The following is a 19259-nucleotide window of genomic DNA, read 5'->3' as shown; positions in this document are numbered from 1 at the left end:
GGTGAATCTCATGTTAAAGAGGGAATGCCCAAAGGGCAGGGTTAGAGCCAGCCGCGCTCGGCGAGGCTCACGTAGCTGGAACGGGACACCACAAAGTGGTCCAACACCCGCACATCGATCAGTGCGAGGGCGTCCTTGAGGCGTTTGGTGATTTGCCGGTCGGCAGTGGAGGGCTCACTGCAACCGGAAGGGTGGTTATGGGCGAAGATGATGGCTGCGGCATTGCAGTCCAGAGCGCGTTGCACTACCACGCGGGGGTAAACAGCGGAGCTATCAATGGTGCCGTTGAACAAGGTCTCGAAACTGAGCACCTTGTGCTTGTTGTTGAGGAAGATGGCCGAGAAGACTTCGTTTTTCTCCTGTGCCAGAGCCAGTTGCAGGAACTGGGCGACATCGGTAGGCGCGGTCAGGGCCTCCCGGTCGGTAAGCTCATCCAGCAGGATGGTGGCCGCCGTACTGACGATCTCCTCGGGTTTAACGCAGCCCTGTACGTGGTACAGGCCCTGCTCGTTCTTTACGAAAGTGGGAATATCCATTCAGGCCTCCAAAGGGGCATAAAGAAGCCCGCACAAGGCGGGCTTCGGAGTGGTGGGCAAAGGGAAGAGGGGGTTACTCAGAATCGAGGCGGAAGCTGTGTCCGCAGTCCAGGCATTCCAGGTTGTCGAGATAGGTCTCGTCGAGCTTGGCTCCCAGCGCGGCACCGGCTTCACCTCCGGCAACGCCACCAGCTAGACCGCCGAGCACGGCACCTGCGATACCGCCGATGGCGGACCCGGCAGGGCCAAACGCCAAGCCGACAGTAGCGCCAACCCGAGCACCACTGGTCGCCATGGCAAACCCACTGGCAGCGCCGGCAGCCGTGCCAACAGTCCCGCCAACCTTGCGGCCATTTTGCAGGGCGACGATTCGGATGGAGCGGCAGGACGGACATTGAATGATCATGAAACCTCCATGAGATGGGGTCAGGAAGGACATTCCTTCCCGGCTTCATGGAGGTGATATGTGTTTGAAAATAATTAGATTAGAGCTGTTTATGTGAAAGCCAAGGAGATAGAGGCGCTTTGATAGGTTGTCAGAGTTTTATGTCTCTTTGTGCTGCCTGTAGTCCGTAGACTTTTGTAAATCACATGTGTTGAATTGCGATCGTGAAAGACGAGAATATGAATAGCAAAATTCGCTATTCAGTTGGGGGTAATGTTCGCCCAAATGGAAGTGCGCTCTATGTCGCAAGAGAAGTTGTGATAAATGTTGTTTGGATAGATGCATGCACTATCGGCTGGATCATATAATCCAAGAAGAGTGCGAGGGCTCATGCTAAGCTATGTTAGTGTGCGGAGTTTTCAAGAGCCCGCCTAGAACCGCACGCGGAAGAAAAGTGAATAAAGCACAGGTATTGCCACCATGGTAAGCAGAGTGGCGAAGGCAAGCCCCCCCATGATAGTAATCGCCATGCTCGAAAAGAAGGCGTCCCACATCAGAGGTATCATGCCGAGAATGGTGGTGAAGGCCGCGAGGATCACGGGGCGCAGGCGGCTGACGCTGCCATCGACTAGTGCATCTCTCATTAGCTTACCGTCCTTGACCTGTGCGTCGACTTCGTCAATTAACACGATGGCATTTTTCATCAGCATTCCGGAAAGGCTGAGGAAGCCGAGCATTGCCATGAAAGTGAATGGCTGACCAGTTAGTAACAGGCCGATGCTCACGCCACAGATCGACATTGGTACGATCAGCCAGATTATCAGCGGCTGACGGACCTTTCCGAACAATAATACTGAAATTACCAGCATCACAAGGATCCCCAGCGGTACCTGTTTCGCCAGGGACGCTTGCGCTTCGCTGGCTTTCTCATATTCGCCGCCCCATTCCAGAGCATAACCTTTTGGCAGCGGTAGAGTTTCCACCGCGTTATGTAATTGTCGCAATGCTTGGTCGGCAGTCAGGTCGCCAATCGGTTCGGCCTGAACTTTGAGCGCGCGTATACGGTTGCGCCGATGAATAAGGGATTCTTCGGTGGCAATTTCTAGTCCGCTTAGCACCTGGCTAACAGGAACGTAGGTCTGTTCGGCGCTGCTCCACATAACACGGTTGCCGAGTTTGCTGACGCTGCCACGTTCCTCGCTGGGAGGACGTACCACAATTGGTATTTGCGAGTCATATTCGCGGTAGGTGCCGGCTTGGATACCGGTAGTGGCAAATAGTGATGACGTTTTCACTTCTGCACGGCCAACGCCGGCGATACGTGCTCGTTCTTCATCGAAATGCGGTACCACGACAACCTCCCGCGTACGCCAATCGATTCTGATATCTTGCACAACATTACTCTCTTGGAAAATTTGTTGTGCTTGCTCACCAAGTTGACGAAGCACAGCAGGATCGTTGCCCTTAAAGCGTGCCTCAATCTTGGCCCCGCCACCAGGGCCGAACATCATCGTTTGTGGGTACACCTCGAGGGACGGATATTGGTTTGCTAGAACTACTCTTAATTCATCAATCAGGCCGTTAATCAACTGACGATTAGTTACGCGCACGATCAGCTGACCATAGGATGGATTTGGTAGCTCCGGTTCATAAGTCAGCATGAAGCGGCTGGCGCCCTGGCCAACAAAGGTGGTGACTGCTTCTACTTCATCGTGAGCGAGAATCAGACTTTCTATTTCGCTTATCTGCCGCGCGGTTTCTTGTATATCGGCACCCTGACGTAGCCACACATTAAGGTAGAACATTGGCATGTTCGATGGCGGGAAGAAAGCATGTCGAACAAAACCGAAGCCGACTATCGAAATTACGGTAATCATAACTAGTGCGGTAACGGTGATGCCTCGGTTTTTTAGTGCAAGCAGAAGGATCATGCGGTACTTGCCGTAGCTTGCATGCGCGTAGGGATCTTCGCCTTCTTCATACTGGTGGCCATCAAACAAATAGTGGCCCATAAGTGGCGTAACAGTGATCGCCAGCAGCCAACTTAACAACAGTGAAATGGAAATAACTGCGAACAGCGAGAACAGGAATTCGCCGGTCACGTCTTGCGACAGGCCGATCCCGGAAAATGCCATGATGCCGATAACAGTGGCGCCAAGCAGCGGGATTTGGGTGCGACGACAGGCTTCGCTTGCGGCATTCTCGGCACTTTTGCCGCGCTGGATACCGATTAGCATACCTTCGGCAATGACGATGGCATTATCAACTAGCATCCCCATGGCGATAATCAAGGCGCCGAGAGAAATGCGCTCCATTTCGATGGCAAAAATTGCCATAAAAAACACTGTGCCAAGCACGGTAAGTAAAAGGGTGCTGCCGACGGCAACTCCGACGCGCCAGCCCATGGCCAGACAAAGGACACAGATTACAATAGCCACTGACAATGCAAGACTGGCAAGGAAGTCATCAATCGCTTTGTCAACCACAAGGTGCTGCTGGTAAATCGGCTTAATATGCACACCTAACGGAATATGGTGGCGAATTTTATCAAGGTGCTCGTTGACCGCGTGCCCTACCTCGACAATGTTGGCATTTTGCAGGCCGGCGATAGCGAGGGTGAACGCCCTTTCGCCATCATAATTGATAAGTTCCCTGGGGATATCGTCGGTAGCGCGGTATACGGACGCCACATCGCTCAGGCTGAATTGCTCCGTGGAACCGGGTCGACCGATGCGTAACGCCTCAATGGCTGCGACTGAATCAAAACCGGGTTCGCCGCTAATGCGAATGCGGCGTCCATCGATTTTAAAAGAACCGCCGGATTGCATGCGGTTTTCCGATTGTAGAGCGTTGAGCACTACTTCCAGCGGAATGCCGAGGCTGACCAGGCTTTCTTGGGAGATATCCACATAAATGACTTCTGACGGCTCGCCTGCGGTGGTGACTTTCGACACATTTGGCACATTCAATAACTCGCGGCGTAGGAAGCGCGAGAGCTCGCGTACCTCGGAATCAGTTAGGTCTGGTGCGACGACCGCAAAGAAAATTCCGAACACATCGCCATAGTCATCATGGACAGTGGAATTTAAAGCCCCAATTGGCAGGAAGCTTTGTGCGTCACCGACCTTGCGTCGCAGTTCATCCCAAACTTGCGGCATTGTGTCGCCGTCATACTGGTTCTTTATCTCGACCTTGATAATAGACTCACCGGGTCGAGATCGCGAGGTCAGTCGTTTCAGCTGTGGTAATTGCTGGATGGCGGATTCCAGCGGCTCGGTGATTTCCTTTTCTACTTCTACTGCGGTGGCGCCAGGGTAGGGCGTGACCACCAGTGCCATCTTGATGGTGAAGGCAGGGTCTTCGAGGCGGCCAATATTGTTCATTCCCCACAAGCCGCCGAGCAGGCATGCAAGTATAATCAGCCAGGTGTTGACAGGACGCTTGATGGAGGTGCGTGCGATATCCATGAGGCGCCCTATCAGAATCCGTTGAATGGGGTTACGGGCATGTTATCGTGCAATAGCCGCACGCCAGCACTAACAACCTGTTCGTTACCTGAGAGACCGGCGACCAGAGCGTGGCCCTGCTTGGTGACGCCATGTACCTTGACCGGCTGTGCAGTCACCACAGATTTTTTCGGTTGGTAAACCCACACACGGAATTTGCCTTCGGCATCGCTGTCAAGTGCGGACTGGGGAATGTCAATCATGGCATCCGGGCGGTTGCTGGCTTCACTTACACGCACCGTAACGGTCATACCCGGTAAAATTGTCTTTTCGTGCTGGCGCGCCAAGCTGAAGGTGACGCGATAGGATTGTGCTACGGAATTCGGCTCAGTTTCATGTTCGTGATATTTGAGCGGCAACGGATGCTCCGAGTCGTTACCGAAAATTGCGTCGGCCATCAGTCGTTCCGGTGATTCAAGAGTCGCCATCAAGTTCTCCGGGACGTTGATGTGAACACGGAATTCCTCCACGTTTTGCACTCGCACGATTTGTGCGCCAGCGGGTACGTTGGTGAACGGATCGACCAGTCGTCGTGTTACCAGTGCATCGAACGGTGCGAGGATGCGTGTGTAGGCAAGGTTTCGTTGTGCTGTAACAAGAGCAACTTTACGCAGTTTGTATGCGGTTTCGGCCTGATCGAATTTTGCTTGCGGCAGTGTGCCCCGTTCGAACAAGGTACGGGTTCTCTCAAGATCGCGCGAGGCCTGTTCGAGTTGTAGTTCAGCTTCGCGCACCGCGAGTTGATAATCAGATGAATCAAGCGCGGCGATTAGTGTTCCCTTAGCAACAAACTTGCCCTGATGGACCGGCATATCGATGATGCGGCCACTCACCTGAAAAGACAGGTCTACTGTGTTGACTGCGTCGACGCGACCGACGAAGTGGCGAGCTGCTTGAAAGTTATTATTACTGCTGACTTGGTAGAGGCGGACCGTACGGGGCTCCATTGCTGCTTTATCATTGCCGCCGCAGGATGACAGCAACAGGGTAGCGTAGACCAAGATAGCAAGAGTAATGCAGCCATTGCGTAGCGGTATTGGTGACACGCTTTTGGCGTGTGAATGCATGCCGGAAAAGGATGCTGGATCTTGTTTCATTTGAGCAGATCCTTGGCCAGTCGTTGCAGTTGTTGGTAAACCAGCCTGCGTTGGTCGCTGGGTACCGGTGAGATATCAAGTAATTCCTGGAACAACAGGCCGTCGGCGGCTGCCCACAGCAACCATGCCGTGGGAGATTCCCGTTCTTCTTCGAGGATACGTTTGCGGGTTTGCTGAATGTATTGACGCAGCGGGTCGAGAAGGGCCGGCTGCTCAGCGGCTGAGGTCAGTATGGCCATGGTGACCCTGGGGTCGAGCACCTCAGGATCCATCCTTGCTGCAAGCATGGCGCGCAGGACGCTCCAGGGCTGGCCCGACAGCGTTTGCTCATGCGTCTCACGAACTGTTCTGGTGCGGGCGATTAGGCGTTCGAGCATTGCCTGGAGTAGGGCTTCCTTAGTGGCAAAGTGGTAGAGAAGCCCGCCTTTGCTGAAGCCGCTTTCACGGGCAACTTTGTCAAGGGTAATGCGCCCGGATCCGTGCTCTACGGCTATGCGCTGAGCAGCATCCAAGATCATGTCACGAGTGGAGGTGGTGTTCATGGCGGTTCCTAGTACGAACTACATGGTCTGCTTAATGTACCAACTAGACGGTAAAGTAGCCAGTTCCTTGGTCTTGGTGTGGATAGCTGTGTTTTAAGGGGTTGGATGATCGCCCGGGTTCGTTCATATGCTGTTGGTGGTTTGAATTATTCCTCTGGCATTGACATTTGGTTGTATGGCCAAATAACATATTTCGAAAGTGCCGCCTTTTTTGCGGCTTGACCATCCTGAAGAGCCCTGTCTATTTGGAGGAGCCATGAAATCTATCCCGATTAAGCCGCGCAAAGTCGCCTTTGATGTCTCATCAGTGCCAAGGCACTGGAATGGCGGTGATCCCGTGCTGACCCGCTTTTTTGATGCTCTCTCAGTGCATTTCCCGGAGGGAGAGCGCTTCTTTATCCAATCAGTGCGTAACTTCAAGGATCAGGTGACAGATGATCAGCTGAGTGAGGATATTCGCCACTTTATTCGGCAAGAAGGTCAGCATGGGATTGTCCATGATCGCTTTAACGATGTTATGGCAAGCCAGGGTGTAGACGTGGATAAGGTAACGGCGAATCTAAGATCGTTTATTCGCACCACGCAAAAGTACTTGCCGAAGAAGTATCAGCTAGCAATGACTGCGGCGTTTGAGCACTTTACGGCAACCCTTGGCGAAACCATGGTCAGCGAGAAGAGCGACATGTTTAGTGAAGCTGACCCCGTAATGAGGGCATTGTTCCTTTGGCATGGTGTTGAAGAGGTGGAGCACAAGGCCGTGGCCTATGATCTTTACCAAGGGGCTGCTGGTGGAGGGTACCTGACACGTGCTTCCGCGCTGGTGGTCGCGACTCTTATGGTTCACCTGGTAGTGGCTCCGGTATTTTGGAATATGCTCAAGCTTGATGGTGTGACGCGCCAGCCTGGCGTGATTCTGCGAGGCTTGAACAAGCTTTATGGTAGAAACGGTATTCTCACCGGTATGCTGCCTGATTTTCTCGCCTGGTTTCGCCCTGGGTTTCACCCTTGGGATACTGGCATGCCTGAGAAAGTTACCGCGTGGTTGGCTGAGTATGAGGCTCATGGTGATCCGATGCGGGCATCGGAAACCATTTATGGTGCGGCTCCAGTGAGTGAGGCGGCCTGATGCAGGTAGTGAAGCAGGATAATTCTAGTACCATTGATGTTCCTCATACGCATCGGCCTGGGCGTCATTGTGGCAGTTCGGCTATCAGAGACCTGCTGGAGTTCCATGGACTCAATTTGACAGAAGCTTTCTGCTTCGGGCTGGGGGCCGGCCTTGGTATTACCTATGTGGAAATACCAGACACGGCCACCCCGTTTATTGTCCATGTCCGTTCAATGGGTTTCGAAGAAAGGGTGTTCTCAACGCTGGGCGTGCCGTTTCGATGGGAGACTTGGCAGGATAAAAGTGCAGCAGCAGATGCTCTTGATAACCATCTTGAGGCCGGCAGGCCAGCCCTACTGTTAACTGATATATACCATCTGCCTTATTTTAAAAGTAGTACGCATTTTCCAGGTCATGCGATTGTGGCTTGGAAGCATGCAAGAGATAAAATGAGTGTACTTGTAAGCGACACCGAGCGCCCGGGGCTTATTGAGGTGCCACATAGTAAATTAAGTGAGGCGAGATTTTCATTGTCCCCACCTTTTATTCATCATGGATCGTTGTTTGCGCCGGAATACATTGATGTGCAGGTCTCGGCCGAAAAAGTCCGCAATGCAATCCTTAATAATGCTCAGTCTCTCAAGCAGGGAAATCAAAAAAAAGGGATTGAAGCGCTAACGACCTGGAAGCAAGACCTTCCCAGGTGGAAAGCTTTTGAGAAATGGCCTTGGTTGCTTCGATTTGCGTATCAAGTAATCGAAAAGCGCGGGACTGGTGGTAGTGGCTTTCGCGCTATGTACTCAGAGTTTCTAGATGAATCAAGTGGAATTCTACCTGAAATAAAAAATATGGGCTTGGTGGTTTTAATGCGCCGTAGTGCTACGGCTTGGTCATATTTGGCGGATTGCCTTCGTGAAGGTTCGGAAAGCGAAACATTTCCAGAGAAAAAGATAGGTGAGGCCATCGAATATGTTCGGGAAGCAGAGCTTAGATACGTAAACGCTGCTTTAGAATTATGAATATTAAGTTGCGAAAAAAATGACAGCCGAGAAAAAAATAGCAAATAAAATGCTTGCCGCCAAAGCTTTTTTTGGATCGGCACACCCTCTTTTTAATGCTTTTAATATCACAATGGATGACATTACCAAAGATGGCGCGGTAATGAGCATGCCTTGTGTGGAAGTGGTTTGTGATCAACAGGGAAAGCTTCATCGGGGAGCCATCGCTACCTTGCTTGATACGGCATGTGGTTTGGCGATTTTTGTGCGCCTCGGCGACATGCGCCCAATTGCGACAATTGACTTGCGCGTTGATTTCATCGCTAACCCCGAGGCTGGCGAAGGGGTGGCATGTAATGTCACCTGTTTTGCAGTTGAAGAAAATATTGCCTATGTCCGTGGAGAGGCATTTGGGCGTGATGGCGGCAATTTGCTGGCGTCGGTATCAGGCAGTTTTGCGATAGGAACGGCAGGCCCGTCCTTTGATCAATCTGTGAATCCTAGCAATAAGAGAGCCCCCTCCAAGAAAAAAACAATCGATGATGAAGGAATCATCAGCTTCGAAACAGAAAGGGTAACCGCTCTCTCTACTGTGGTCGGCGATGTATCACCATACGAAAAATTTCTTGGTATGACGGCTTCGGACGATAACGGCGAAGCAACCTATAAAATGCCGTTTCGCGAGCAGCACATTGGCAACCCTCTGATCAAGACTTTTCATGGCGGTATTATCGCAAGCTTCGCGGAGCTTGTTGCTGGCGCGCACTTAACAGCGAATCAGACTGAAAAAATAAGCCAGTATGTTCAAGTATGACTCTGGATTATTTGCGCCCGGCCTTTGCGGGTACGTTGGTGGCCAAGCCGAACATTATTCGTGAAGGAAAGCGCTTCATTGTGGTTGTTGTGGATGTGTTTCTTGATGGCGCCCAGGTTTCCCGAGGTCGCTTCATTTATAAGAGAGCCTTCGCTTCCAGCTAATCCAATCTATAAACAACCCTCCCCCCTTCCTTTTCTGCCTCAATAGAGGAGTTCTGTTATGTATATTTCACAGACTTTGCGCCGTGCGGTTCAATTAAACGGCCAAGGTACGGCTACCGTTTTTGCTGGTCGGCGGCAAACCTGGCGAGAGTTTGAAGACCGTATCGCATGCCTTGCTAACGGGTTGCTAAGTCTGGGCGTCAATGCGGGTGACAGGGTTGCCATACTGGCATTAAACAGCGATCGCTACCTGGAGTATTTCTATGCAGTGCCGTGGGCCGGTGCGGCAGTGAATCCCGTCAATATTCGGCTCGCACCACCTGAAATCGCCTATACCTTGAATGACTCAGGTTCTAAAGTGCTTTTCGTTGATGACACCTTTGCAGCATTGCTGCCATCCCTACAGCCACAGCTTGAGTCTATCAAGCATGTTGTCTTCATGGGTGAGGGTGAGTGTCCACAAGGGTGTATTGATTATGAATCCCTTGTCGCCAACGCCGATCGAATCCGTGACGCCAATGCTGGCGGTGACGATCTGGCGGGGCTGTTTTATACCGGTGGTACCACTGGGCGGTCAAAAGGCGTGATGCTGAGTCATGACAACCTGGTATTCAATGCCCTGAACGTGGTTGCCGAGATGGGCTATGACAGTGACACCATATATATGCATGCCGGGCCCATGTTCCACTTGGCTGATATGGCCAGCACGTTTGCCGTGACACTGGCTGCGGGAACTCATGGCATTGTTCCTCGCTTTGATGTTGATGAAGTGCTGGCTTTCATTGAGCAGGAGAAAGTCACGAACACCCTGCTGGTGCCGACCATGGTCAATCTTCTAGCCTCATCTGGGCGCATCGCCAATTACGATGTCAGCAGCATAAAACGCATGCTGTATGGCGCCTCGCCAATGCCAGAGGCGGTATTGATTAGTGCTATGGAACAAATGCCGACAGTGTCATTTGCTCAGGGCTATGGCCAGACCGAAGCCTCCCCAATCATTACCTCACTCGGGCCAGAACATCACATTCCCGGCGGAGAAAAATTACGTAGCGCCGGTCGCGCAGCACTGGGTGTGGAGGTGGTGGTGCTTGATGAAAATGATCAGGTGGTATCTCAAGGTACGGTTGGCGAAATATGTGCGCGGGGACCAAACGTCATGTTGGGTTACTGGGGAATGGAATCAACAACCGCTGATACCTTGCGCAATGGTTGGCTACATACCGGCGACCTTGGCTACATGGACGAGGATGGATTTGTCTTCATCGTTGATCGAGCCAAGGACATGGTAATTAGCGGTGGAGAAAATATTTTCTCTGTTGAAGTTGAAGGTGCCATTTATAGCCATCCTGCGGTACAGGAGTGCGCGGTAATCGGTATTCCTGATGAGCGTTGGGGTGAAGCTGTGCATGCAATCGTGGTGCTGCGTGAAGGAGAGCGCGCTAATGAGGCAGAGATTATCGAACATTGTCGTGAACGAATTGCAGGTTACAAAGTGCCTCGTAGCGTTGATTTTAAGGCAGAGTCGTTGCCGGTGAGTGGGGCAGGTAAGGTGCTGAAAAACGAACTGCGAGCCCCCTTTTGGGAGAGCAACGGTAAACAGGTTAATTGAGTAATCGATGACCTTGTATTGCGAAATTTATTGGCTTGGAGGCTTCCATGAATCTGGATTTCAGTAATGACGAAAAAGAATTTCGTAAGAGTATCCGGCAGTGGATGAAGGAAAATGTGCCTGATGATATTCGGCGCTGTACTGCCCGAGGAGCGATGCCAGACAAGAATATGCAGCAACGATGGGAGCGTTTGCTGGGCAGTCAAGGTTGGCTCACGTCTACTTGGCCAGAACAATTTGGTGGCCCAGGGTGGAGCGCAACCCAGCGGTATATTTTCGATCAGGAACGCGCCTCGGCAGGGGCTCCGCCAACAAGTCCTTTTGGTGTGGCCATGGTTGGGCCGGTGTTATATACCTTTGGTTCTGAAGCACAGAAGGAACGGTGGTTGCCCGGCATTCAGCGTGGCGAAACGCTATGGTGCCAAGGTTATTCTGAGCCCAATGCGGGCTCAGATCTGGCCTCGTTAAAAACGCGAGCCACGCGTAATGGCGACCATTATTTGGTTAATGGTCAAAAAATCTGGACGACACAGGCCCATTGGGCAGACATGATGTTTTGCTTGGTGCGAACGGATAGCACCGTGAAACAGCAGCAGGGTATTTCATTCCTGCTGATCGATATGAAAACCCCCGGGCTTGAAGTACGGCCGATTTATTCAATTGATGGGCATCATCACCTTAACGAAGTCTATTTTACCGACGTGAAAGTGCCTGTGGAAAATTTGGTGGGTCAAGAAGGAATGGGGTGGACCATTGCCAAGTTTCTTCTTACCCACGAACGCACCACCATTGCCGGTGTGGCGGATATTCACTACGAAATCAATCGCCTTAAAAGTGCTATCGATGCGCTACCAACGGAAACAGATAAGCAGTTGGCGGTGCGTCGGTTGGCTGGCTTGGAAGTCGATCTTATGGCACTGGAATACACCAACTTTCGCACCGTTGCTGCCACAGATGAAGGCAAGCCGTTCGGCCCAGAATCGTCAGGACTGAAAATCAAAGGCACGGAACTACAGCAAAGGGTTTCCCAAGCGATGGTGGAAATCGGAGGTTTGATGTCTTTGCCATGGGATAACGAGGAGCCCATTGGGGAGCAAATTTTTAATCAGGCCAGTCGCCGCTATAACTTCCTGCGTGCGTGCACCATCTATGGTGGATCTAACGAGATCCAGAAAAACGTGTTGGCGAAGATGTTGCTCGGATTGTGAGGTGAAAAATGGATTTCAAGTTACCCGAAAATACCACCATGATTGCGGATACCGCGCGCCGTTATCTTAAAGACAACTATTCATTTGACAGCTACATTGCACAGTTGAATGAGAGTAATCACCTTGAAGCGAATCGCTGGCAGGCCATGAATGATTTGGGTTGGTTTGGCCTTCCGTTTGCTGAATCTGTTGGAGGGTATGGCGGCTCATTGCTTGACGTGTGCGCCATTGTTCAGGAGTTAGGAGCCGCGCTTTGTCTTGACCCTTTTGTCGATTTAATTGTTTCCCCCGGCAAGTTATTGGAGTTCGCCAATACGCCAACATCCTTGGCGTTGCTTGATCGCATTATTTCTGGTGAGGCACGTGTGGCTTGCGGTCTTTATGACCGGCATGCCGGTTATCACGTGCTGAACCCTTCCTTGAGGCTAAACGGAGAACGACTTTCCGGGCAGAAGCACGTTGTGTCTGATGGTGGCGTTGCAGACGCCGTGCTCGTCTCCGCTATGTCTGGTGATGAGTTGGCCATTGTCGCGCTACCTTTCGACGCCTGTGACGTTGAAAGATATCGACTGCTCGATGGAAGCCGTGCTGCCAGTTTGACGCTTGATGATGTGCTCATCACAGACGAAATGGTTTTGTGTCGTGGTGATGCGGCAAAGCAAGCGGTTTCTGCCTGGTTCGATTATCTGTGCGCATTGGACTGCGCACGTATGTACGGCGCCTGCCGAGAGGTGTATCAGGCCACTCTGGAATACGCTCGAACGCGTAAACAGTTTGGTACAACGATTGGCAGTTTTCAGGTAATCCAGCACTACCTTGTTGATGCGTTTATTGATCTCCAGCAGCTGGAATCCATGCTCTTGATGGTGTCAGTAAAAGGAGAGAGCGCAAACGTCGGTGAGCGCGGGCGCGCGACAGCGGCGGCAAAGGCTTACTACGCAAACCGGGCCGTTGGTATCACTCAGCAAGGTATCCAGATCCATGGTGGCGTTGGTGTTACGGAAGAGCTGAACATTGGCCATTACTTCCGTCTGGTGACACATGCATCATTGAGTCATGGCGACCGAGAGCACCACATGTCACGGTTTATTCAGGCGGGGGAGAAGCAAAATGAAGTCGTTTGATTTTATCGTCGTGGGGGCGGGCTCTTCGGGCTGTGTTCTTGCCAACCGGTTAAGCGAGTGCGGCAAGTATTCCGTTTGTCTTATTGAGGCCGGCCCCCACGATAATAGCGGTTTTATTAATATTCCGTTTGGACTCATCGGTCTAATTAAACAAGGAAAGCGAAACTGGGGCTACGACACCGCGCCACAAAGTCACCTTAATAAAAGGCGCCTCTACTGGCCGCGAGGAAAAACACTGGGGGGCAGCAGCTCAATCAATGCCATGGTCTACATTCGAGGCCAACAACAAGACTATGATGACTGGGCAGCGCAAGGCGCAACAGGGTGGGCGTGGAAAGATGTGCAGCCGGTATTCAATGCACATGAAAACAATGAACAATACTCCGCTGACAATTGGCATGGTGTGGGTGGGCCACTGAATGTTACCCGAGTCAGGGATGTTAACCCGTTAACCCCGCTGTTTATTAAGTCCGGTGAAGAGCTGGGTTATACCCGAAACGATGATTTTAACGGGCCGGAACAGAAAGGCTTTGGCCGGTTTCAGGTAACACAAAAAGAAGGGCGCCGGTGGAGTGCCGCGCGTGCTTTCCTGGATCCTGCACGTGGCCGCGATAACTTGCACATCATGACGGATGTGCAGGTAACCAAGGTGTTACTGGATTGCGGCAGGGCGATTGGCGTCGAAATTTGTGATAGTGATGGTGCTCAATCGGTCATTCGTACGAACAAAGAAGTCATCCTGTCCGGTGGGGCGATCAATACCCCTCAGTTGCTGATGTTGTCGGGTATTGGAGAGCGAGAGCACCTATCGAAAATCGGCATCACCTGTTTGCAAGACTCGCCGGAAGTTGGGGAGAACCTTCAAGATCACCTTGATATGACCGTCATGATCAAGGACAAAAGCCGTCAATCAATCGGCATGTCACCGTTTTTTATACCTCGGCTGATTAGTGCCTTCTACCAGTATTTTCGTCATCGGCGCGGCTTTCTTGCCAGTAACGCGGCGGAAGCAGGGGCTTTTGTCAGCCTGCTCAGCGAGCCGGATCGTCCGGATGCTCAGCTACACTTTTTACCGGCTTATCTTCGAGATCATGGACGTCAGTTGACGCCAGGGTTTGGTTGTACGATTCATGTGTGCCAACTCAGGCCTAAGAGTCGAGGACAGATTCGATTGGCCAATAGCGATCCATTTGCTGCGCCTTTGATAGACCCAAACTATCTTTCTCATCCTGACGATATTCTTGTGCTCCGTGAAGGCGTGAAACTAGCCAGAAAAGTGTTTCACAGTCATTCTTTCAGCTCTGCTTTTGGCGGTGATGACGAACCGGCTTCCAGCGTGGAGAGTGATGACCAGATTGACGCGGATATTCGCCAGCGCGCTGAAACAATCTACCATCCCGTCGGCACTTGCCGAATGGGTAGTGATGAAAAAGCGGTGGTGGATGTCCGTCTGCGGGTAAACGGTGTGAAGGGGTTGCGTGTCGCCGATGCCTCGATCATGCCACTGTTGATCAGTGGTAATACGAACGCGCCATGTATGATGATTGGCGAGCGAGCGGCACAATTCATTCTAGAGGATGCGCAATAAAGATCGGCTAGAGAAAAGCTATGATAAAAGGTGTAATGCCGGAGTTGCATGGAAGCAATTCCGGCATTTTTTTGTGTGTCTTTTAGCAAACGGTGGTGACAGAGTCGTCAACTATTCAGAGGTTCCCTAAACCCCCTTGAGCATTATTATGCCGCCGGATTGCTATACAGCTCATGCAGTTGGCCACCTTCAGCGAACAACTTCTCACGCCACAGTTTTTCCAGCCCTTTGGTGTCATGTTGATCAGGGTGGAAATCCGGCTGAATGAACTCAGGAAGGCGCGAAAGGATTTGCGATACAAACCCGTTACGACCTAGCAAAATATTCAGACCTTTAACATTATCGCTGATGTTGCCGAGCTGGCCGTCTTTGACAAGCATCCAGCTCCAGGTGATGCCCAGCATCGGCAGCAAGACGACCATCGAGGCGAGGGCTGCAGCCACGCGCTCTGTACGGCTGTTACCAATAAGCTCATATACGTCGTAGGCAACAGATTTGTGTTCCAGCTCTTCGAGCGCATGCCACTGCCATATTTTGAGCATTTCAGGGTCTGCCTGGCGTACAAAATTCTCGTCTTCAAGCAGCTGCTCGGCGAGAAGCGCAGTAAAGTGCTCCATAAACGTGGTGGCGGCTAGCCGAGTGCTCGGCGGCAACTTCTCTAGTATGGCCAAGCCAATTTTGACAAACCGATCTGGCGACTGCATGTCATAGCCGTACTCGGCGAGAATCTGGTTCAGCCTGTCGTGCTCTCGTCCGTGAATGGCCTCCTGCCCCATGAAGCCCGATATGGCCGCCCGTAGAGATTCGTCCTTAACCTGACCACGAAAGTGTCTAACGGACTCCATGAAATAGCGTTCACCAGGTGGGAAAAAACCGGAGAGCATGGCAAAGAAAGTCGTTGCTGTGGCATTTCCAGCATAAAAATACTTTGGAATGGAATCCGGAAATTGAAAATTGATATGACGCGGTGGAATGCCCACCAGTGCGCCGCTGAGTTTCTTAATGCTTTTTACCGTATTAGACGAGCGCATATCGCCTCCAATCAATAATGTGATAGTTAAAGAGAAAAATGTCAGGCCATGCCCTGATGCGTTTTTTTATTTTTGCTGCTTTGCTGTTTTTTAAACATAATTTCAAGCAAGCGTTGGTAGCCTGTGGGTATCAGTCTCTGTGTGGTGTCCAGCATGACCGCGTCACCGCCTACCAAAACTCTTCGCCGGTTTTTCCGCACGCCTTTCAGGATGGTTCTAGCGGCAGCTTCGGGTGTGGTCATGGCAATTTTTTCGAACATGCTGGCAATCTCTTCTTTGTCGCCCATGTTCATGCTGCCCATGTCTCCCATGCGACTATTACGCGCGATGTTGGTCTTTACTCCACCTGGATGAACGCAAGTCGCGCTGACAAGGCCGCCCGCGATATCCAGCTCTTCACGTAATGATTCTGTAAATCCGCGAACAGCAAATTTTGCGGCGTTGTAGGCTGACTGGGTTGGAACACCGATAATGCCGAAAACGCTGGAGATATTGACGATATGGCCTTCACCTATTTTCTGGAGATGGGGAAGAAATGCCTTTGTACCGTATACGACACCCCAGAAATTGATATTCATCAGCCATTCAAAGTTTTCATAGCTCATGTTCTCGACGGTCTCACCCAGTCCCACACCGGCATTGTTCATGATGAGATTTACTTTTCCGTGTGTTGATACGGTATCTTCCGCGTATTGATAAACCGCATTTTTGTTGCTGACATCAACAACATGAGTGCTGATGTTGACGGCGTAGCCTGCCAGTAATTCGACCGTCTTCTCTAGGCTTTCTTCGCTGATATCAGAGATCGCTAAGTGGCAGCCTTCTTTTGCTAGAGCAATCGCCGTGGCTTGCCCGATGCCCGACCCGGCGCCAGTGATCGCCGCGACTTTTCCTGAAAATGATTTCATCGTTGCGCCTCTATATTGAGTGTGTTGCTCAGAAGTTTTTGGACGAGATTGCGTTTCGTTTTATGTAGGTTTGTCGTTTCGAATTTAAGGTGGCCATCATTCATTTTTCCATAACGAAGCGCCGGCAGGTCGTGAAGATAATCGTTGAGGTTTTGCCAAGGATCTTTGTTGCCTTGGCGTGGCAGGCGGTCATCAGCACGTTGAATGTAGCCAGAGCGAAGGTTGAGAAAGTTGACATCAGAGCCACACCCTTCCTCGTCGATAGGGGTCACCTTTTCTGCGCCTGTCTTGCGCATATGCTTGAGAAGCCGACAAACAAATTCGGAGGCAATATCTGCCTTGAGGGTCCAGGACGCGTTGGTATAGCCAAAGACCAGTGCCATATTAGGCACTTTTTCCAGCATTAAGCCTTTGTACATCATGGTGTTTGAGAGATTGACGTGCGTACCATCAACACGTAGCTCTGCGCCGCCCAACATTTGCAAATCCAGACCGGTAGCTGTGACGATAATATCGGCAGGTATCCAATCCCCAGATTCCAGTTTTATACCGGTTTTGGTGACATTTTTTATATGATCCGTCACCACGGAAGCCTTGCCTTCACGAAGCACCTTGAACAGATCCCCCTTGGGAACTGCGCACATTCGTTCCTCCCATGGGTTGTAGTGAGGTTGAAAATGCTTCATGTCGATATCCGGCCCCAGTTGTTTGCGAGCAGCGGCCAGCAGTAATCTGCGGATCGCTTTGGGCTTACGAATCGATAGGTTAAATACGGTTCTCTGCAGCAGGATATTGCGTGTGCGCGCCATGCGGTAAACAAGCATTTCTGGCAGTACTCGGCGCAGGTTTTTCGAGATGAGATCTTGCTCAGGGACGGAGGCAACATAAGTAGGGGAGCGCTGTAACATGGTGACATGCGCAGCGCGGTCGGTCATCGCGGGCACCAGTGTTACGGCGGTGGCGCCGCTGCCGATCACGACAACTCGCTTACCCGTATAGTCGTAGTTATCTGGCCAGTGCTGCGGGTGAATTACCTCGCCGCCAAAGCGATTGATTCCAGGAATTTTCGGTGTGTAGCCGGCGTCATAGTTATAATAACCGGTACAGTTGAGGACAAACCCAGCGGTGAAAACTTCTTCTTCACCGGTTTCCTCGTTCAACGCGGTAACCGTCCAGCGATTGAATTCGCTGCTCCAGTCCTCGGCAGTGACTTTCAGGCCAAAATGAATTTTCTTGTGGACCTGATGATGCTCAGCGGTTTCTTCGATGTAATTGCGAATAGAGGGGCCATCGGCAAGCATCTTGGTGTCTGTCCAAGGCCGAAAGTTATAGCCGAGTGTGAACATATCGGAGTCCGAACGGATGCCGGGATAGCGAAATAAATCCCAGGTGCCACCAACGCGCTTGCGTCGCTCAAGGATGCCATAGCGTAGATCTGGGCACTTGCGGCTTAGGTGACAAGCCGCACCAACGCCGGAAAGGCCCGCGCCAATGATCAGCACGTCGAGGTGTTTATGTTTCATGGTGTAAGTCTCCGATCGGTGGAGCGTATGTGATTTCCTTGCGGGTCAAGGTGCTGAAGAAAGTCCAGCACTGCTCCGGTAAAAATACTGTTGCGGTCACCCGCTACCATATGACCTGCTTGATGGATTACTCGGTACTTGGCATGTGGCACGAGGGCTAATAATTCCTGGGCTCCTGCTTCGCTGAGTACATCACTGTGATGGCCGCGGATGAGTAATATCGGTAATTTGAGTTTGCTTGCTGCAAGATTGAGTCGCGCTCGGCCGAACATGCCTTCATTTGCTTCAGGGATTACCGCATGATCAAGAAACGCAGGATCCCAGTGCCAATGGAGACGGCCATTAGCGTCCTGGCGGAGGTTTTTTCGCAAGCCCTGTGAGCTTGATTGTGCTTTTCGTGTTGGGTTATAGGCAGCCACGGCATCCTGAACCTGATCCAGAGAGTCGAAACCGTCAGGGTGGCGGCGCATGAACTCAATCACCCGGCGAACGCCTTTGGTCTCAAGCCGTGGGGCCACATCCACCAGTACCAGACCTCGACAGGGCAAGGGGGGCTCCTCCCCAAGGGTAAGCATGGCCGTCAGTCCGCCCATTGACGCTCCCACGATATAAGGTGATGTGGGAAGTGATTGGATGATGGCGCGGAGGTCTGATACCAGCGCGGTGCCGCTGTAATCCCCTTCAGGGCACCACTGGCTTTGACCATGACCGCGGGCATCAATGCAGGTAGCGCAGTACCCGGATCTGGCCAGAGCTGTTGCCGTGTGCGCCCAGGCATGACGGGTCAGTCCGCCGCCATGCAGCAAAAGCACCTGCGGTGACTTCGGGTCCCCGAACTGGGTTGCACTAAGAACCAACCCGCCGTTTCCCGGGAACTGTATATCCCTGCCAGATTCCGGTGAGTGCTTTGAATCGCTATAGGCAAGGCTTGCGAGGCTGTCGTGAGGATGCATCATTATAGGCATTTATTTATTTGGCCAAACAACCAAATATTAGCGTTTCTTCTACACAAAGAAAAGTCCTATTTGACGATATTGATGATCATTCAGCGGTGTGGCATACGGTGAGGACAGAAAAAAGCCCCCATAAAGGGGGCATGAAAGTGCGTTAGCACAAGG

The 19259-nt window shown here is 51.7% G+C and carries 17 protein-coding genes; 8 read left to right on the top strand and 9 right to left on the bottom strand.

Annotation, left to right across the window (positions count from 1 at the left end; genetic code table 11):
* Nucleotides 1–41: 41 nt before the first annotated feature.
* The 5 genes from radC to KZ772_RS09120 form a co-directional block, all read right to left on the bottom strand.
* Nucleotides 42–536: a DNA repair protein RadC gene (gene radC / locus KZ772_RS09140; protein WP_035233489.1), complete on the bottom strand. Its 495-nt coding sequence runs from the start codon at nucleotides 534–536 to the stop codon at nucleotides 42–44.
* Between the two features lie 73 nt (nucleotides 537–609).
* Nucleotides 610–942 carry a hypothetical protein gene (locus tag KZ772_RS09135; protein WP_035233488.1) on the bottom strand — a complete coding sequence of 111 codons (333 nt, stop codon included), beginning with the start codon at nucleotides 940–942 and terminating at the stop codon, nucleotides 610–612.
* Nucleotides 943–1352: 410 nt separating this feature from the next.
* Nucleotides 1353–4388, bottom strand: coding sequence for an efflux RND transporter permease subunit (locus KZ772_RS09130; protein ID WP_035233487.1), 3036 nt, complete (start codon nucleotides 4386–4388; stop codon nucleotides 1353–1355).
* A gap of 11 nt (nucleotides 4389–4399) precedes the next feature.
* Nucleotides 4400–5524, bottom strand: coding sequence for an efflux RND transporter periplasmic adaptor subunit (locus KZ772_RS09125; RefSeq protein ID WP_082872392.1), 1125 nt, complete (start codon nucleotides 5522–5524; stop codon nucleotides 4400–4402).
* On the bottom strand, nucleotides 5521–6066 hold the full coding sequence (locus KZ772_RS09120; RefSeq protein ID WP_063519343.1) for a TetR/AcrR family transcriptional regulator: 546 nt from the start codon (nucleotides 6064–6066) through the stop codon (nucleotides 5521–5523). Before KZ772_RS09120 ends, KZ772_RS09125 begins: the two co-directional genes overlap by 4 nt.
* Before the next feature lie 256 nt (nucleotides 6067–6322).
* Between KZ772_RS09120 and KZ772_RS09115 the strand changes: the two genes are divergently transcribed.
* Genes KZ772_RS09115 through KZ772_RS09080 form a run of 8 tightly spaced genes read left to right on the top strand, consistent with a single transcriptional unit; the run spans nucleotide 6323 to nucleotide 14679 of the window.
* On the top strand, nucleotides 6323–7192 hold the full coding sequence (locus tag KZ772_RS09115; protein ID WP_035233533.1) for a metal-dependent hydrolase: 870 nt from the start codon (nucleotides 6323–6325) through the stop codon (nucleotides 7190–7192).
* Nucleotides 7192–8193, top strand: coding sequence for a BtrH N-terminal domain-containing protein (locus tag KZ772_RS09110; RefSeq protein WP_052041593.1), 1002 nt, complete (start codon nucleotides 7192–7194; stop codon nucleotides 8191–8193). Before KZ772_RS09115 ends, KZ772_RS09110 begins: the two co-directional genes overlap by 1 nt.
* 19 nt (nucleotides 8194–8212) lie before the next feature.
* Complete coding sequence (locus KZ772_RS09105; protein WP_290539455.1) at nucleotides 8213–8986, top strand: hotdog domain-containing protein; 774 nt, start codon at nucleotides 8213–8215, stop codon at nucleotides 8984–8986.
* Nucleotides 8983–9150, top strand: a complete 168-nt coding sequence (locus KZ772_RS09100; protein ID WP_290539454.1) for a hotdog domain-containing protein — start codon at nucleotides 8983–8985, stop codon at nucleotides 9148–9150. The genes KZ772_RS09105 and KZ772_RS09100 overlap by 4 nt, the downstream gene beginning before the upstream one ends.
* A 58-nt stretch (nucleotides 9151–9208) precedes the next feature.
* On the top strand, nucleotides 9209–10759 hold the full coding sequence (locus KZ772_RS09095; protein ID WP_290539453.1) for a long-chain-fatty-acid--CoA ligase: 1551 nt from the start codon (nucleotides 9209–9211) through the stop codon (nucleotides 10757–10759).
* 47 nt (nucleotides 10760–10806) lie between these two features.
* On the top strand, nucleotides 10807–11967 hold the full coding sequence (locus KZ772_RS09090) for an acyl-CoA dehydrogenase family protein (RefSeq protein ID WP_007150215.1): 1161 nt from the start codon (nucleotides 10807–10809) through the stop codon (nucleotides 11965–11967).
* 8 nt (nucleotides 11968–11975) lie between these two features.
* The gene (locus KZ772_RS09085; RefSeq protein WP_290539452.1) at nucleotides 11976–13091 is read left to right on the top strand and encodes an acyl-CoA dehydrogenase family protein; all 1116 of its coding nucleotides are present in this window, start codon (nucleotides 11976–11978) and stop codon (nucleotides 13089–13091) included.
* A complete protein-coding gene (locus KZ772_RS09080) occupies nucleotides 13078–14679 on the top strand; it encodes a GMC family oxidoreductase N-terminal domain-containing protein (RefSeq protein WP_035248738.1) in 1602 nt (533 codons plus the stop codon). The genes KZ772_RS09085 and KZ772_RS09080 overlap by 14 nt, the downstream gene beginning before the upstream one ends.
* 146 nt (nucleotides 14680–14825) lie before the next feature.
* On the opposite strand, the gene KZ772_RS09075 is transcribed toward KZ772_RS09080, so the two are convergent.
* From KZ772_RS09075 to KZ772_RS09060, 4 genes are read right to left on the bottom strand one after another with little or no spacing between them, the layout of a single operon-like run.
* Complete coding sequence (locus tag KZ772_RS09075; protein WP_007149555.1) at nucleotides 14826–15710, bottom strand: metal-dependent hydrolase; 885 nt, start codon at nucleotides 15708–15710, stop codon at nucleotides 14826–14828.
* A 41-nt stretch (nucleotides 15711–15751) separates the two neighbouring features.
* Nucleotides 15752–16618: an SDR family oxidoreductase gene (locus tag KZ772_RS09070; protein WP_007150445.1), complete on the bottom strand. Its 867-nt coding sequence runs from the start codon at nucleotides 16616–16618 to the stop codon at nucleotides 15752–15754.
* Nucleotides 16615–18141 carry an NAD(P)/FAD-dependent oxidoreductase gene (locus tag KZ772_RS09065; protein ID WP_035248735.1) on the bottom strand — a complete coding sequence of 509 codons (1527 nt, stop codon included), beginning with the start codon at nucleotides 18139–18141 and terminating at the stop codon, nucleotides 16615–16617. Before KZ772_RS09065 ends, KZ772_RS09070 begins: the two co-directional genes overlap by 4 nt.
* Nucleotides 18138–19094 carry an alpha/beta hydrolase gene (locus tag KZ772_RS09060; RefSeq protein ID WP_290539464.1) on the bottom strand — a complete coding sequence of 319 codons (957 nt, stop codon included), beginning with the start codon at nucleotides 19092–19094 and terminating at the stop codon, nucleotides 18138–18140. The genes KZ772_RS09065 and KZ772_RS09060 overlap by 4 nt, the downstream gene beginning before the upstream one ends.
* Nucleotides 19095–19259 lie beyond the last annotated feature (165 nt).

Origin of the sequence: Alcanivorax sp., assembly GCF_019431375.1 — a bacterium.
GTDB classification, from domain to species: Bacteria; Pseudomonadota; Gammaproteobacteria; order Pseudomonadales; family Alcanivoracaceae; genus Alcanivorax; species Alcanivorax jadensis_A.
Note: the sequence above shows the minus strand (reverse complement) of the source record. Positions and strands in the feature narration are given on the sequence as shown.